Genomic DNA, 14,893 nt, shown 5'->3' on the forward strand with positions numbered 1-14,893 from the left:
TGAAGGAGGAACACTTTATGCTCATCCTTATCCAATGTCTCGCGTATGGGCTCAAAGGCAGCTCTCTGTTCGTCTGTCAGTGGCAGCGGCTCTGTTTTTTTGAACATTTTATCCTGATAGGGATCTCTGTAGACCTCTTCATAGCTTTCCCTCAAAAGCCCTTTTTGGATAAGGGTTTTGATGGTCGCAGAACTCGCGTCCGTTCTTTTGCACAAGTCCGCCGCAGGGATTTTCACACCTTCTGGCTCAGAGATGAAAAAGTGAAGAATCGCCTGCTGCTTGGCTGCTTGACGGGACAATCCCTCAGCCTGCTTAGCAAGCTCTTCTTTACTCGCATTTGCCTGAATATGCCTCACCATTTTTTTATTTGTTTTTTGCGCGACTTTATAGGTTACGTCTATGCTCCCTTTTTGAACATGCTTTTGAATCAGTTTCAACGTATTATGATCGGGTATATCTGAATACAGCAGCGTCTTTGTTTCAGAAAACAGCCGCTCCACTTGCGGCGGAAGCTCAGCTCCGTTTGCAATTTTTAATTCTTTTTCATATTTTGCCTTTAATGCGGCAGGCAGCATTGCTTGAAGTGCCGTTATTTTAAAAGACAGCGTTTTGTCGGACAGCCATGATGACAGATCCATAAGCTCCTCTGTCAGAACAGGTGTAAGATCTAATAAATCCTCTACTTCCTTGACAGATTTCCCCGATAGGTCAGATGCTTCTTTGACTGCTGTTACAAACCCCTGAATCTTACGGGGGCCAAACGGAACAATGACCCGCATCCCCGTTTTGATCATACCCTTGAGATGGTCTGGGATTTTATAATCAAAAGGCCTGTCTATATTTTTGGTGCTGACATCCACGATGACCTCTGCAAAATTCATGTTCTTTCTCCGGTTTGTTTTGAGAGGGCTGCGATCTCCTGAAGAATTTCAAACGAAACATCGAGCTTAGACATGATCGGAAGTTCGCGTTTATGCCCGTCTTTGAAAAAGATTGTCACGATATTCGTATCAGCACCAAAACCGGCCCCATTTGCTTTCACATCATTTGCCACAATCATATCAAGATTTTTGGCAGCGAGCTTTTTACGTGCATAGTGTTCAATGTCTTGTGTTTCAGCGGCAAATCCGACTAAAATCTGCTCTTTCTTTTTCTCGCCCAATTCTTTCAAAATATCGACCGTTCTTTTCAGTTCTAAGGTCATACCGCCGTCTTGTTTTTTCATTTTATGGTCAAATACTGTTTTTGGCGTAAAATCGGCTACCGCAGCTGTTTTGATGACAATATCACTTGCTTCATACACGGAGAGCACAGCTTCGTGCATATCGGCAGCCGATTGAACAGGGATAAACTGAGCAAGTCCTTTGGGCTGATCAAGTGAAACAGGCCCAGAAATTAAAGTTACCCGTGCACCAAGCCGGACTGCAGCCTCCGCTAATGCGTAGCCCATTTTGCCCGTCGATTTATTGGTGAAAAACCGGACAGGATCAACCACTTCCCGTGTTGGGCCGGCTGTAATGACCACACGTTTGCCTTCTAAAGGGGCGGATGTTTCATCAGCAAAATGTTTTTCGGCCAGTTTTACGATATTTTCAGGCTCTTCCAATCTTCCTTTTCCGACGTAACCGCATGCTAAATAGCCCTCACTCGGCTCAATAAAACGATAACCGTCCTGATACAATACAGAAATATTTCGTTTGACTGCCGGGTGGTCATACATATGAACGTTCATCGCCGGCGCGATCCAAACGGGAGCCGTCGCTGCCAACAATGTTGTTGTCAGCATATCATCAGCGATGCCGTTAGCCAGTTTTCCGATCACATTAGCCGTAGCCGGCGCAACGATAATCAAGTCGGCCCAGTCTGCGGCGTCAATATGGGAAATGACACTTGGATTTTGTTCTTTAAATGTATCTGTATAGACTTCGTGGCGGCTCAATGCCTGAAATGTCAGCGGTGAAACGAATCGGCAAGCTGATTCAGTCATAATCACTTTCACATTTGCTCCTGCCTGAACCAGCTTGCTCGTTAACGCACAGGCTTTATAAACAGCGATGCCTCCGCTCACGCAAAGTAACACATTTCGATTGTTAAGCAATGAATTCTCCCCCTCTGCACTTTACAAAACCGCACGGAAAAAAATAACAACCTACATGATATAGGTTGCTACTTGTGCTACTATTCGCGGTCTTCCTTTTCAAACGAAAGCAGGCCTGCATCAATTTCTTCTAAAGCTTTGCCTACATATTTGTGTGAAATCGTATGTTCAATCATTTGGTCTTTTTTGATTTGCATTTCACGGGCACGTCTCGCAGAAACAGTCACGAGCGTGTATTTGGAATCTAATTTATTCATTAAAGAATCAATTGACGGATCTAACATTGATTATTCAACCTCCAGCATTTTCTTATATCTTGGTGCAACACGTTCACGCTTCAAATGTTCAGCAAGAACGATTGCTTTGATTTTATCGCAAGCCGTTTCTACATTATCGTTTTCAACAACATAATCATAAGCATCCATCATTTCAATCTCAGCTTTTGCGGCTTTCATTCGATTTTCAATCAGAGCGTCTGTTTCTGTGCCTCGTGTCACGATTCTGTTCTTCAGTTCAGAAAGGCTTGGAGGCGCAAGGAAAATAAACAGGCCTTCCGGGAAAGCATTTCTCACTTGAAGAGCCCCTTGGACTTCAATTTCTAAAAAGACGTCTTTTCCATCTTGAAGCGTCTGTTCAACATAATCGACAGGCGTGCCGTAATAATTGCCGACATACTCTGCCCATTCAAGCAGCTTGTTGTCCGCAATCATTTGCTCGAATTCGTCTCTTGTTTTGAAAAAATAATCGACTCCGTTCACTTCGCCCTCTCTTGGACTTCTAGTGGTTACTGAAATCGAATATTCAAATTTTGTGTCTTCCTGCGAAAAAATCGCTTGCCGAACCGTTCCTTTACCAACTCCTGAGGGACCTGAGAGAACGATTAATAACCCTCTTTCTTTCATGCGGCAATTACCCCTGCCCTTCATCCATAATTTCTTCTTTAACAGAAAGTCTGTGTGCAACTGTCTCAGGCTGGACGGCAGATAAGATAATGTGATCACTATCCATGACGACAACTGCACGGGTTCTTCGTCCGTATGTAGCGTCAATTAGCATTCCGCGGTCTCTTGCATCCTGGATCATCCGTTTGATTGGCGCAGACTCCGGGCTGACAATCGAAATCATCCGATTGGCGGAGATTATATTGCCAAATCCGATATTAATCAGTTTAATCGTCATCTTCTACGTTCCCCCTGTAAAATAGACGTCTCTAGTTTAGCCTAGTAAGACCGTCTGTAAACAATACGCACAGTCACTATTCTATATTTTGCACTTGTTCTTTTATTTTTTCAATAGAACTTTTCATTTCAACGACAAGCTTTGTGATCTGATGATCATTTGCTTTTGAGCCGATCGTATTTGCTTCCCGATTGAGCTCCTGAACGAGAAAGTCGAGTTTGCGCCCGACAGCTCCACCACTAGCTAATATATCACGAAACTGGGCGAAGTGGCTCTTCAGCCTGGTAATCTCTTCAGTAATATCAGAGCGGTCTGCAAAAATAGCGCATTCTGTTACAAGCCGGCTCTCGTCTAATACATCTTCAGTCCATTCTTTGATTCTGGCGTACAGCCGTTCCCGGTAACGAGATACGACATCTGCAGCAAGCAATTCAGTTTCTCTCACCAGCTCATCAAGCTGATCAATATGCATCAGGCAGTCTTTCGCTAAGAGCAGCCCTTCTTTTTCACGCATTTCACAGAGGCCTTTTACCGCTTCCTCTGCAGCATCGGTGATCAATGCCTCCAGCTTGTCATTTTGCGTCTGTTCTTCATGAACCTGGACGACGTGATCAAGCTTAAAGAAATCCATCACATCGGGCTCAGCAGACAATTGATACCGCTTCTTCATATCTCTCGCAGCTGCGACAAACTCATCGAGCAGCGGCCAATCAATCTCAAGCTTTTTCTCAACAAGCATATCACTGTCAACAGATACGAAAAGCTCAATTCTTCCGCGCTGGATATGCTGCAGAATGGTCTGTTTCAGCTTATCTTCAAAATATAGCAAAGGCCTTGGCAAACGAGCGTTCACTTCCTTAAATCTGTAGTTCACGGATTTAAGTTCTACGCTTACAGAGAGATCATCTTGTGTTTTGCTTGCACTGCCGAAGCCTGTCATACTTCGTATCATTTTAAAACACCCAATTCTTCCCTGTTCTCATAATAAAAGGGCAATAGACATGCTATTACCCCTAAGATTATATCATATGGATTTATTTTTTTCTTGTTAAAAGTGACCCCGCCAGCAAAAAAGTAGGGATGGCGGACATACCGATGACGAGCATCCAGTCTCCCGGGGTGATGGCTACGGTATGGAAAATCGGCTGAAGCGGCGGATAGTAGATCACGACAAGCATCAGCAAAATGGATGACAATACCGCACCGATTAAATACAGGTTTTGAAACGGATTTCTGGAGAAAACAGAAGTCTCGCTTCGGCAGTCAAAAACGTGAATAAGCTGAGCCAGCACCAATGTTGCAAATGCGATCGTCTGGGCATAAGCCAAATTTTCCGGGTTGCGGTGGTACACAATGATAAATGCTAAAATAGTGGCAGCTCCGATTAAAAATCCTCTGGAGACGACCTTCCACCCTAGCTTGCGGGCAAATACCCCTTCTTTCGGATGACGGGGCTTGCGCTTCATTACGTCTCCTTCCGGCTGATCCATGCCGAGCGCCATTGCCGGCAATCCGTCCGTCACCAAGTTGACCCACAAAATCTGAATCGGAACAAGCGGCAAAGGAAGGGCGAGGAGCATCGCAAACAGCATGACAAGGATTTCTCCGACATTAGAAGCCAACAGGTATCTAATAAACTTTCTGATATTTTCGTAGATGTTCCTGCCTTCTTTTATCGCTGATTTAATCGTCGCAAAATTATCATCCACGAGCACAAGAGATGACGCTTCTTTAGCCACATCTGTCCCGGTAATGCCCATAGAGACGCCGATATCAGCTTGTTTAATGGCAGGGGCATCATTGACGCCGTCTCCCGTCATCGCCACGATATGCCCGTTCTCCTGATAGGCTTTTACGATTTTCAGTTTATGCTCAGGAGAAACGCGGGCAAATACATACACATCCTCTACTACATTAGAAAGCTCTTCTTGAGAAAGTTCATTCAGCATTTTCCCATCCATAATTTTTCCGCTTTTCGGAAGGAGGCGCAGATCTTTCGCTATCGCTTTAGCGGTCTCCACATGATCACCTGTAATCATGACGGTCTTAATTCCCGCTTCACGGCACTCTTTAATCGCCTGTCTGACTTCCGGTCGCGGCGGGTCAATGATACCTGAAAGGCCGAGCATCGTCAGATCTTTTTCCGCCTGCTCCATTGACGGTGTTTCGCCTGCTTTTATCGGCCTGTAGGCGACCGCTATCGTTCTAAGCGCCTGAGATGCCAAATGTCTTAATACCGCCTCTGTTTCTGCTCTTCTTTCATTTGAAAAAAGAGCGGCTGAGCCGTCATAATAAATACGGGAAGATCGCTGCATCAGTACATCCGGTGCACCTTTTGTAATGATATAGCGCTTTCTGTCCTGATCCTCTACGATGACAGTCATCATTTTCCGTGCAGAATCAAAAGGAAATTCTTCAATCACCCTGTAGTTTGATTCTACAAACTCCTTTGAAAAACCGCCTTTTCTTGCCGCGGTGAGCAGCGCCCCCTCTGTCGGGTCTCCGTCAAGCACATATTCACCGTCTCTTTTCTCAATATTGGAGTTGTTACAGAGCGCTCCGAACAAAAGCATCTGCTGAAGCGGCTTATGTTCATTGATACTGACCTCTTTTTCGTTCAGTGTGAAGCTTCCTTTCGGTTCATACCCGGCCCCTGTCACTCTCCATGTTTTCCCTCCGGACCACACATGTGTCACCGTCATTTTGTTTTGGGTCATTGTCCCTGTTTTATCTGAACAAATGATAGACGCACACCCAAGCGTTTCAACAGCAGGAAGCTTTCTAACAATGGATTTTTGTTTAATCATCCGCTGTACACCAAGCGACAGCGCCACTGTGACAATCGCCGGCAGCCCCTCTGGAATGGCGGCTACCGCTAATGAGACACCCGCTAAAAACATGCTGTACAGATCATGACCCTGAATAACACCGACAGCAACAACAAGAACGGTCAGAAGCAATGCAACAACAATCAAAATCTTCCCGAGCTGCTCCAGTCTTCTTTGCAGCGGGGTTGACAATGTCCCAGCCGATTCAAGCATGTCAGCAATTTTCCCCATTGCCGTATTCATCCCTGTCCCGACGACAACCCCGACACCGCTGCCGCGGGTCACAATGGTTCCCATAAATGCCATATTGGTAATATCACCGAGTGAAACATCCGGTTTTTTCAGTTTATCAGCGTGCTTCACAACCGGAATTGATTCCCCGGTCAGCGCTGATTCTTCTATTTCAAGGCTTCTCGCTTCAACAATTCGAACGTCCGCGCCAATCCTGTCCCCGCTCGTAAATTTCACAATATCCCCCGGCACAAGTTCCTTAGAAGGAATCTTTGTCCAGCTTCCTTCCCTGAGTGCCATGACATGCGGTGTTGAAAGCTCTTTTAAAGCTTGAAGAGATTGCTCAGCTCGCCTTTCTTGAAAGAAACCGAGTATGCCATTCACAAACACAATCGCAATAATCGCAACCGCATCTACATATTCACCAAGAAATCCCGAGATTAACGTTGCCGCCAGAAGCACAAGCACCATAAAATCTTTGAACTGCGCGAAAAACAAGAGAAGCGCTGACGTTTTTTTCCCTTCTTGCAGCTCGTTTGGCCCATGCTTGTCAAGGCGTTTTTTCACTTCTTTTTCTGTTAATCCTTGTTTCATGGACGTATTGGTTGCCTCTAGTAAATCTGTTTGTCCCATTTCATGAAACTTCATTCCGCTCGTCCACTCCCCTGCTCTCTTATAGAGATATCACTCTATAAGCATGCTTATTCTGACTCGTCCCATTTCATGCTATAATTATCGAATGCAGGAAGAATGAGAGGGTGTATTGCATATGTCGTTTGATGGCATGTTTACATACGGAATGACACACGAACTTAACGAGAAAATAATGGGCGGACGAATTACAAAAGTCCATCAGCCATATAAGCACGATGTGATTTTCCACATCCGTGCCAAGGGAAAAAACCAAAAACTATTATTATCGGCACATCCGAGCTATTCACGGGTGCATATCACGACACAAGCCTATGAAAATCCAAGTGAACCGCCAATGTTTTGCATGCTGCTGAGAAAGCATATCGAAGGCGGATTCATTGAGAAAATCGAACAAGCGGGCTTAGACCGCATTATGATTTTTCATATCAAAAGCCGAAACGAAATTGGCGATGAAACCGTGCGAAAGCTTTATGTAGAAATTATGGGCCGCCACAGCAATATTATTTTGACCGACGCTGCAGAAAATGTGATCATCGACGGACTTAAGCATTTATCGCCGTCAATGAACAGCTACCGTACAGTACTGCCCGGCCAAGATTATAAGCTTCCGCCTGCCCAGGACAAAATATCACCGCTTGAGGCGTCAGAAGATGATATTTTGCGTCACCTCAGTTTTCAAGAAGGACGGCTTGATAAACAAATTGTCGACCACTTTTCAGGGGTGTCTCCGCTTTTCGCCAAAGAAGCGGTTCACAGAGCTGGCCTCGCCAACAAAGTCACACTGCCAAAAGCGTTGCTGGCACTGTTTGCCGAAGTAAAAGAGCACCGTTTCATTCCCAACATTACGACTGTAAACGGAAAGGAATATTTTTATCTGCTGGAGCTGACTCATCTAAAAGGCGAAGCGCGCCGTTTTGATTCATTAAGCGACCTGCTCGACCGTTTTTATTTCGGAAAAGCAGAACGAGACCGGGTCAAACAGCAGGCTCAAGATCTTGAGCGGTTTGTTGTCAACGAACGGAAGAAAAATGCCAACAAAATCAAAAAATTAGAGAAAACACTGGAGTATTCGGAAAATGCGAAGGAATTCCAGCTTTACGGGGAGCTTTTAACCGCTAATTTATATATGCTGAAAAAAGGTGATAAACAGGCTGAGGTCATCAACTATTATGATGAAGAAAGTCCGACCATCACGATTCCTTTAAACCCGAACAAAACACCTTCCGAAAACGCCCAGGCCTACTTCACGAAGTATCAGAAAGCGAAAAATTCGGTCGCGGTTGTAGAGGAGCAAATCAGGCTGGCACAGGAAGAGATCGAATACTTTGACCAGCTGATTCAGCAGCTTTCCTCCGCTTCTCCCCGGGATATCAGTGAAATCAGGGAAGAGCTTGTGGAGGGCAAATATTTACGCCCTAAGCAGCAAAAAGGCCAGAAAAAGCAAAAAACGCACAACCCGGTGTTAGAAACATACGAATCCTCCTCAGGACTGACGATTTTAGTGGGTAAGAATAATCGCCAAAATGAATATTTAACGACAAGAGCGGCTGCCAGAGATGATATTTGGCTTCACACGAAGGACATCCCTGGCTCCCACGTTGTGATCAGAAGCAGCGAACCGGATGAGCAAACAATCATTGAAGCCGCGACAATTGCAGCTTATTTTTCAAAAGCTAAAGATTCAAGCTCCGTGCCTGTAGATTATACAAAAATCAGGCATGTCAAAAAACCAAACGGCGCGAAACCCGGTTTCGTCACCTATGACAGCCAGCATACCGTCTTTGTCACGCCTGATGCTGATACTGTCATCAAGCTCAAAAAAAGCTGAGCCGCATAAAGAAAAGCCAGAGCATTTGTATGCTCTGGCTTATTTCTTTCTTCTCACTTGATAAAGCCTATCCACTTCAGCAACAAAATCGCCGTCAATCAGCTTATCCACGTTTTCAGCAAGCTCTTTTGTGTGCTTTGGACTGGCTCCGCTTGTAGAAACGGACACCGTGACATGTCCTCTTTTTACGATTTTCGGCATATATACATTGCCAAGCTCAGCGTCACTGACACAATTGACAAGCTGAAAAGGCGAAGCGGATTGGGCAATTTCTTTGTTCACTGCTGCATCATCCGTCGCGGCAATAATGAAAAAAGCATTGAGATAATCTTCTTTTTCGATCGTCCGCTTTTTCCATTTGATGCGTTGATCTTCTGCCATTTGCTTGATTTCCGGTTCAACATCCGGACTGACAAGCGTTATATCAGCTCCTTCAGAAATCACCGTTTTCAGTCTTCTGAGAGCGATGCTGCCGCCCCCCGCAATGACAACCTTCTTCTTTTCCAGGCTAATGTGCAGCGGAAGCATATGAACCTCCATCAAAATCAAATTGTCCCTCAGGATTTGCCGCAGTTTCTTTCACACGGTTTAAAAATGCGCTTTTCACATGAGGGTGGAAACCGATATAAGAAGAAAGATAGACATTCGGATTATGAGCTTTTAATTTCTGAACCTCTCGTTCGATTTCATTCATCAGCATACCCGTAAAGAGCAAATACGGAACGATAAAGGTTGTTGTGCCGTCATCTTTTTCAAGTTCTGAAAAAACCTCTTTGTAATTCCGGCCGCATGCTGTCAAAAAGCACGGAATGACTTCCTTGACTGGAACCATTTCCTGAAGAAGATGAGCAATACCAGTCACGTCTCTTTTGACATCTGGATCTGAACTTCCCCTTCCGATGAGCACCACTCTGGCATTTTCATACGGAACACCAATGTCTTTCATTCGATGATATACGGCCTTGACTACTTCTTCGTCAATCCCGATCGGCTTTCCGTATGAAATATGGACTGACGGAAATCGGGATGCAGCACGCGCAATTTCTTCCGGAATATCATGTTTTGCATGCGCAGCTGTTAAAAGAAGCAGAGGCACCACTGCGATATGAGTGGCGCCTTGCTTCACACATGCTTCAAATCCTGTCTCAATTGTCGGCTCCTGAAGCTCTAAAAAGCTGATTTCTTGTACTGGCACAGAGATGTGTGCCTTACACCCTTCCAAAAAGGCTGCTGCTTCTCGCTGAGCTTTTTTGACCCGGCTGCCGTGGCCGACATATAAAATTGCTTGTTTCATTTTACAACGCCTCGCTTAAATCTTGTTTTTTCAGTTCAGATTCAAACCATTCCAGCTTATAGTGATAATTTACAACATTTCCAATGACAATTAAACTCGGATTTGTAATGTTTTCTTTTATCACTGTTTCTGAAAGGGTGTCAACTGTACAAAAAACAGATTTTTGCTTGTCCGTTGTTCCCCAATGAATAAAGGCTGCCGGCGTAGAACCGTCCCGGCCGTTTTCAAGGAGTTTTCTTTCAATCTGCTGCACGTTTTTGATACCCATATAGATGACAAGTGTATCAATTCCTGTAGCCAGCGCTTTCCACTTTTCCTCAAAATCTTCATCACTTTTATAATGACCCGTTACAAATGCGACGTTAGAGCCCGCATCCCGATGAGTAACAGGAATCCCGGCATAAGCGGCTGCCGCGATTCCTGACGTAATGCCAGGGATGATTTCAAATGGTATGCCATTTTCAGAGAGGCATTCCGCTTCTTCCCCTCCCCTGCCGAACACAAAAGGGTCACCGCCTTTCAGTCTGACAACTATTTTCCCTTTTTGCGCATACTTCACAAGAAATCGATTGATGGTTTCCTGCTTCATCGTATGAAAATCTGGAAGCTTCCCGCAGTAGATCAGGTCTGCTTGCTCTTTGGCATATTGTAAAATCTCTTTATTTACTAATCTGTCATATAAGATAACATCAGCTTTTTCAATGGCTTTCAGCGCTTTAATCGTCAGCAGATCAGGATCACCGGGACCCGCTCCTACAATATATACTTTTCCCATCGTATTTCCCCCGATCTATTCGAGTTCTTCCAGAACATTCGCTGTGATGTTGTTCTCGCTTGCATTCCGGTATCTGAGAAGAACGCAGCAGATCATATTCAGCTCAATTTTTGCTTGACAAACTCGATCAGCTGATTTTTACACGCTTCACGGTCATGCTGTCCTGAATCAAGAACGAGCTCTGGCGCTTCCGGTTCTTCATAAGGAGAATCAATTCCTGTAAAAAACGGGATCTCTCCGTTTCTTGCTTTTTTGTAGAGCCCTTTCGGATCTCTTTGTTCACAAATATCAAGGTCGCATTTAATGTATACTTCATTGAATTCGCCAGCTTCCACAAGCTCGCGAACCTGCTGTCTGTCCTCGCGGAAAGGAGAGATAAAAGCAGTAATGACAATGGTTCCCTGCTGAACAAAAAGTTTTGCCACCTCTCCAATTCGGCGGATGTTTTCTTTCCGGTCTTCATCAGAAAAACCGAGATCCTTATTTAAGCCGTGACGGATATTATCCCCGTCCAGCACAATGACTTGGTAGCCTTGCTCAAATAATTCTCTCGCAGCGGCGTTGGCAATGGTTGATTTGCCTGAGCCGCTTAACCCTGTCAGCCAGAGAATGGAGCTTTTATGCTTGTTTTTTTGCTGGTACTCTTCTTTTGTGATAGAGGCTTCATGCCATACAATATCGCGATTTGTCACTGCCAGTCCTCCTTAAGATACGCCTACTTCTTCTTTTTTCTTCATCCCTTTGATTAACACTTCTACGACTTCTTTTCGGCTGAATTCGGCAGGAGGCAGCACACCGTCTCTCAGCATACCCCTTACCTTAGTGCCTGATAAAATGACGTGATGCTCTCTGCCATGAGGGCATGTTTTCGCTGTTCCCATATTTCCGCATTTTTTACAGAAGAAGCTGTGCTCGAATTTAAGCGGTGTAATCCCGAGTTCTTCAGGTTTGAATGTGTCAAACAGCTCTTGTGCTTCGTATGTTCCGTAATAGTCACCTACACCTGCATGATCACGGCCAACGATGAAATGTGTGCATCCGTAGTTCTTTCTGACAAGCGCGTGGAAAATTGCTTCTCTCGGGCCTGCATAACGCATCGCCGCCAAAAAGACACCAAGGAACACGCGATCTTTCGGGTAATAATGATCAAGAAGAACTTGGTAGCTTTCCATCCGTACATCAGCTGGGATGTCATCGGATTTTGTTTCACCTACTAACGGATTCAAGAACAAGCCGTCTACTGTTTCAAGAGCCGTTTTTTGAATGTATTCATGCGCTCTGTGAACAGGGTTTCTTGTTTGGAAGCCGACAATCGTTTCCCAGCCTTTTTCAGCAAACTGGCGTCTTGTTTCTGCCGGTTCAAAAGTAAACTCAGGGAACTGTTTTGAAGCTTTTTTAATCAACGTGATCGGTCCGCCGACATATGTATTGCCGCGGCTGAACAGTTTTTTAACACCCGGATGCTCCTGCTCATCCGTTTTGTACACATTGATAGCTTCTTTTTGTTTGTCAGGCACATACAGGTCTTCGATTTGGATAACGCCGTATGCGTCTCCTTCATACGTTAACTTTACCGTTTCGCCAACTGACAGTTCCGCTGCTTTTTGCGCATCGACCGGAAGTGTGATTGGAAGAGACCAGACAACGCCGGAAGAAAGACGCATGTTTTCGACAACAGATTCGTAATCTTTTTCATTAAAGAAACCTTCAATCGGGCTGTATGCGCCGATACCGATCAATTCCAAATCCGCGAAAGAAATTAAATCAAGTTCAATTTCTTTTTGAATGCTGCTCACATCATATGATTCATTTACTCTGTTTACTAATGTTCCTCCATGTGGTGCTAAGCTCATAACATCCATCTCCTCCTAGTTAACTTATAAAATTACTCAGATTAATGTTCAGATTCCCCCGCCTTGTTCGTGGACTGAGCGTCTCTCTTTACGAATGGCCTTTGTCAGGCTGACGGCACCGCCCGCCGCTAAAAGCACACTTACCATGATAAAGATCGAATAATAATCCGCTTTTAAAAACAAGGATACAAGCAGATAAGAAATCGATAAAGATAAAAACGGCGATACGATCCATACCTTCAGCATCGTTTGAACAACTTGTTTATGGAACACGTTCGGACCGTTTTTTGCCATGCCTATGCCGATAATAGACGATGACGTGACTTGCGCCAAGGGCACCGGCATCCCAAATACAGAACTGATTATTACCAGTCCCGCTCCTGTGCCGGATAAGAGAATGCCTTCTCCCTTTGAAAATCTCGTAATTTTCTTCCCGTTTGTTTCTAACACACGCCTGCCTAATAACAGTGCGCCGAGCGCAACAAAAGCTCCTCCGTACAAGGTTCCTTTTACGACATCAAGCACACCGGCAGCCACTAACGGGCCAACGGCATTCGCCACATTATTCATGCCGGCAGAGAATGCTTCGAAAAATCCGGCAACTAACAAAACAATGCCGAGGATTTTTTGCTGTTTAGAAGATTTCACTTCAATCTTAAAATAACGAAACAGCTTAGATACGAAATAGGTGAAGCCAAAAGCGAACAGCGGGACAAAAACCCAAAATGTCACAATGATCAGAAGATTATTCACAAACAATACTTTATAAGCCACTCCCACGCCGACAACCGCGCCGACCGTCACTTCACTTGTCGATAAAGGAATGCCGAGCAGATTTGCCGTAAAGAGCGACAGCGCAGCAGCTCCAATAATGATGCAAACAATCGTCAGTGTAATCGTCTGTTCGGGGATAATGCCAGAGCTGATTGTTTTTACGACCTCGCCTCCGCCAATGACCGCCCCGGCCAAGACACCGACTGCGCATAGGATCAAAGCGTAAGTTTTCTTTTTGATGGCTCCAGAGCCGTAAGCAACTCCCATCGAAGCTGCAGCGCCGCTTGCACCAATATTCATCGCAAAAAACAAGCTAAATAAAATAGCGGCTAGTTCCATTTTGCAGCTCCTTATTCATGCAGTCCGCATTCTGTTTTCGCCATACCATTCCATCTGCCTGAACGCAGATCCTCTGCGGTAAAAGCGGGAGCAGTGCAAGGCGCACAGCCAATACTTGGGTATCCTTGGTCATGAAGCGGATTGTAGTCCAGTTCATTCCGTGATGTGTATCTCCAAATGTCTTTCCAAGTCCAATGGATAAGCGGGCAAACTTTTACTGACTTGAATTTTTCATCTTTGTTTAAGAAATTCGTATTGGCACGGCTTGGCCCTTGATCACGGCGCAGACCGGAAAGCCAGGCTGGATGTCCTGAAAGCGCCTCTCTTAAAGGAACGACCTTTCTAAGGTAGCAGCACTGATTCGGCTCTCTTTCCCACAGTTTGTCACCATATTCCTCGGCTTGTTCCTCAAGGGTGAGGTCTGGTTTTTTCAGGATGATATTAAGACCTGGATAACGCTCTTTCACTCGTTCAATTGTTTCATAGGTCTCTTTAAAATGAAGTCCTGTATCAAGAAACACAATCTCTGCGTCTTTTTTCACTTTATAAATTAAGTCAATCAAAACGATTCCCTCAATTCCGAAACTGCAGGCATAAACAAGCTGGTTGCCGTAATGGCCGTATGCCCACTTTAAAACTGACAGCGCTCCTTTATAAGGATCGTCTTCCGGAAATGTAATCGTTGGTTCTTCCCAATTATCATACGTTAACATTTCTTCTTTCCTCCTTTCGGAGACAAACAAACAGTAGCTTCCTGCCGGTTGTCTTTCCCAATTGTAATGTGATTCTTGGCTGGTGATTTCAAACAGCCTTTTTGCCTCTTAAAATAAAAAACTTTCAATCCGGCGGAAAGAAAGACAGGAACAGCATGTAGCCCTTATCTTTCAAAATGGAATTCATTTTGCTGGAAGTAGCACCTTACAAACTATGCAGGTTGCCGGGCTTCATAGGTCCAGTCCCTCAGCCGCTCTTGATAAGTTTTTCAGATTTGTAGTAAATTTTAGCACAATTCTAACATAAGTCAACCCGACTTTTTTTAT

Annotated in this window: 15 protein-coding genes and 1 riboswitch; of the genes, 1 reads left to right on the top strand and 14 read right to left on the bottom strand. The window is 44.8% G+C overall.

Going from position 1 to position 14,893, the window contains the following annotated elements; all coding sequences use genetic code 11:
* The 7 genes from BFW96_RS04510 to BFW96_RS04540 form a co-directional block, all read right to left on the bottom strand.
* A partial coding sequence (locus BFW96_RS04510) for a primosomal protein N' family DNA-binding protein (RefSeq protein WP_483294921.1) occupies positions 1-881 on the bottom strand: 881 nt, incomplete at its 3' end.
* Entirely contained in the window at positions 878-2,098 is a 1,221-nt protein-coding gene (gene coaBC, locus BFW96_RS04515; RefSeq protein ID WP_069838786.1) for a bifunctional phosphopantothenoylcysteine decarboxylase/phosphopantothenate--cysteine ligase CoaBC, read from the bottom strand. The genes coaBC and BFW96_RS04510, both read right to left, overlap by 4 nt.
* Before the next feature lie 80 nt (positions 2,099-2,178).
* On the bottom strand, positions 2,179-2,382 hold the full coding sequence (gene rpoZ, locus BFW96_RS04520) for a DNA-directed RNA polymerase subunit omega (RefSeq protein WP_003221520.1): 204 nt from the start codon (positions 2,380-2,382) through the stop codon (positions 2,179-2,181).
* Positions 2,383-2,385: 3 nt separating this feature from the next.
* Positions 2,386-3,000, bottom strand: a complete 615-nt coding sequence (gmk, locus tag BFW96_RS04525; RefSeq protein ID WP_003232083.1) for a guanylate kinase — start codon at positions 2,998-3,000, stop codon at positions 2,386-2,388.
* Between the two features lie 7 nt (positions 3,001-3,007).
* Positions 3,008-3,277 carry an extracellular matrix/biofilm regulator RemA gene (gene remA, locus BFW96_RS04530; RefSeq protein ID WP_003154355.1) on the bottom strand — a complete coding sequence of 90 codons (270 nt, stop codon included), beginning with the start codon at positions 3,275-3,277 and terminating at the stop codon, positions 3,008-3,010.
* Positions 3,278-3,353: 76 nt separating this feature from the next.
* The gene (locus BFW96_RS04535; RefSeq protein ID WP_069838787.1) at positions 3,354-4,229 is read right to left on the bottom strand and encodes a YicC/YloC family endoribonuclease; all 876 of its coding nucleotides are present in this window, start codon (positions 4,227-4,229) and stop codon (positions 3,354-3,356) included.
* Positions 4,230-4,311: 82 nt separating this feature from the next.
* Positions 4,312-6,984 (bottom strand): calcium-translocating P-type ATPase, SERCA-type, encoded by a 2,673-nt coding sequence (locus BFW96_RS04540; RefSeq protein ID WP_040083196.1) that lies wholly within the window; start codon positions 6,982-6,984, stop codon positions 4,312-4,314.
* A gap of 121 nt (positions 6,985-7,105) precedes the next feature.
* Here BFW96_RS04540 and rqcH point away from each other — a divergent pair, with 121 nt between their 5' ends.
* A complete protein-coding gene (rqcH, locus tag BFW96_RS04545) occupies positions 7,106-8,818 on the top strand; it encodes a tRNA modification protein RqcH (RefSeq protein ID WP_069838788.1) in 1,713 nt (570 codons plus the stop codon).
* Positions 8,819-8,857: 39 nt separating this feature from the next.
* Here the strand turns inward: rqcH and sirC are convergent, their stop codons facing one another.
* The 7 genes from sirC to BFW96_RS04580 form a co-directional block, all read right to left on the bottom strand.
* A complete protein-coding gene (gene sirC / locus BFW96_RS04550) occupies positions 8,858-9,346 on the bottom strand; it encodes a precorrin-2 dehydrogenase (RefSeq protein WP_069838789.1) in 489 nt (162 codons plus the stop codon).
* Positions 9,327-10,112, bottom strand: a complete 786-nt coding sequence (gene sirB, locus BFW96_RS04555; protein WP_069838790.1) for a sirohydrochlorin chelatase — start codon at positions 10,110-10,112, stop codon at positions 9,327-9,329. The genes sirC and sirB overlap by 20 nt, the downstream gene beginning before the upstream one ends.
* A gap of 1 nt (position 10,113) precedes the next feature.
* Positions 10,114-10,887: a uroporphyrinogen-III C-methyltransferase gene (gene cobA, locus BFW96_RS04560; protein ID WP_014663921.1), complete on the bottom strand. Its 774-nt coding sequence runs from the start codon at positions 10,885-10,887 to the stop codon at positions 10,114-10,116.
* A gap of 98 nt (positions 10,888-10,985) precedes the next feature.
* Positions 10,986-11,579: an adenylyl-sulfate kinase gene (gene cysC, locus BFW96_RS04565; protein WP_015252120.1), complete on the bottom strand. Its 594-nt coding sequence runs from the start codon at positions 11,577-11,579 to the stop codon at positions 10,986-10,988.
* Positions 11,580-11,591: 12 nt separating this feature from the next.
* Positions 11,592-12,740, bottom strand: coding sequence for a sulfate adenylyltransferase (gene sat / locus BFW96_RS04570; RefSeq protein WP_069838791.1), 1,149 nt, complete (start codon positions 12,738-12,740; stop codon positions 11,592-11,594).
* A 48-nt stretch (positions 12,741-12,788) separates the two neighbouring features.
* Positions 12,789-13,853, bottom strand: coding sequence for a sulfate permease (gene cysP / locus BFW96_RS04575; RefSeq protein ID WP_040083201.1), 1,065 nt, complete (start codon positions 13,851-13,853; stop codon positions 12,789-12,791).
* 11 nt (positions 13,854-13,864) lie between these two features.
* Positions 13,865-14,566, bottom strand: coding sequence for a phosphoadenylyl-sulfate reductase (locus tag BFW96_RS04580; protein WP_003238646.1), 702 nt, complete (start codon positions 14,564-14,566; stop codon positions 13,865-13,867).
* 161 nt (positions 14,567-14,727) lie between these two features.
* A riboswitch (SAM riboswitch) is annotated at positions 14,728-14,833 on the bottom strand.
* Positions 14,834-14,893 lie beyond the last annotated feature (60 nt).

Source organism: Bacillus sp. F56, assembly GCF_001748205.1.
Taxonomy (GTDB): domain Bacteria; phylum Bacillota; class Bacilli; order Bacillales; family Bacillaceae; genus Bacillus; species Bacillus stercoris.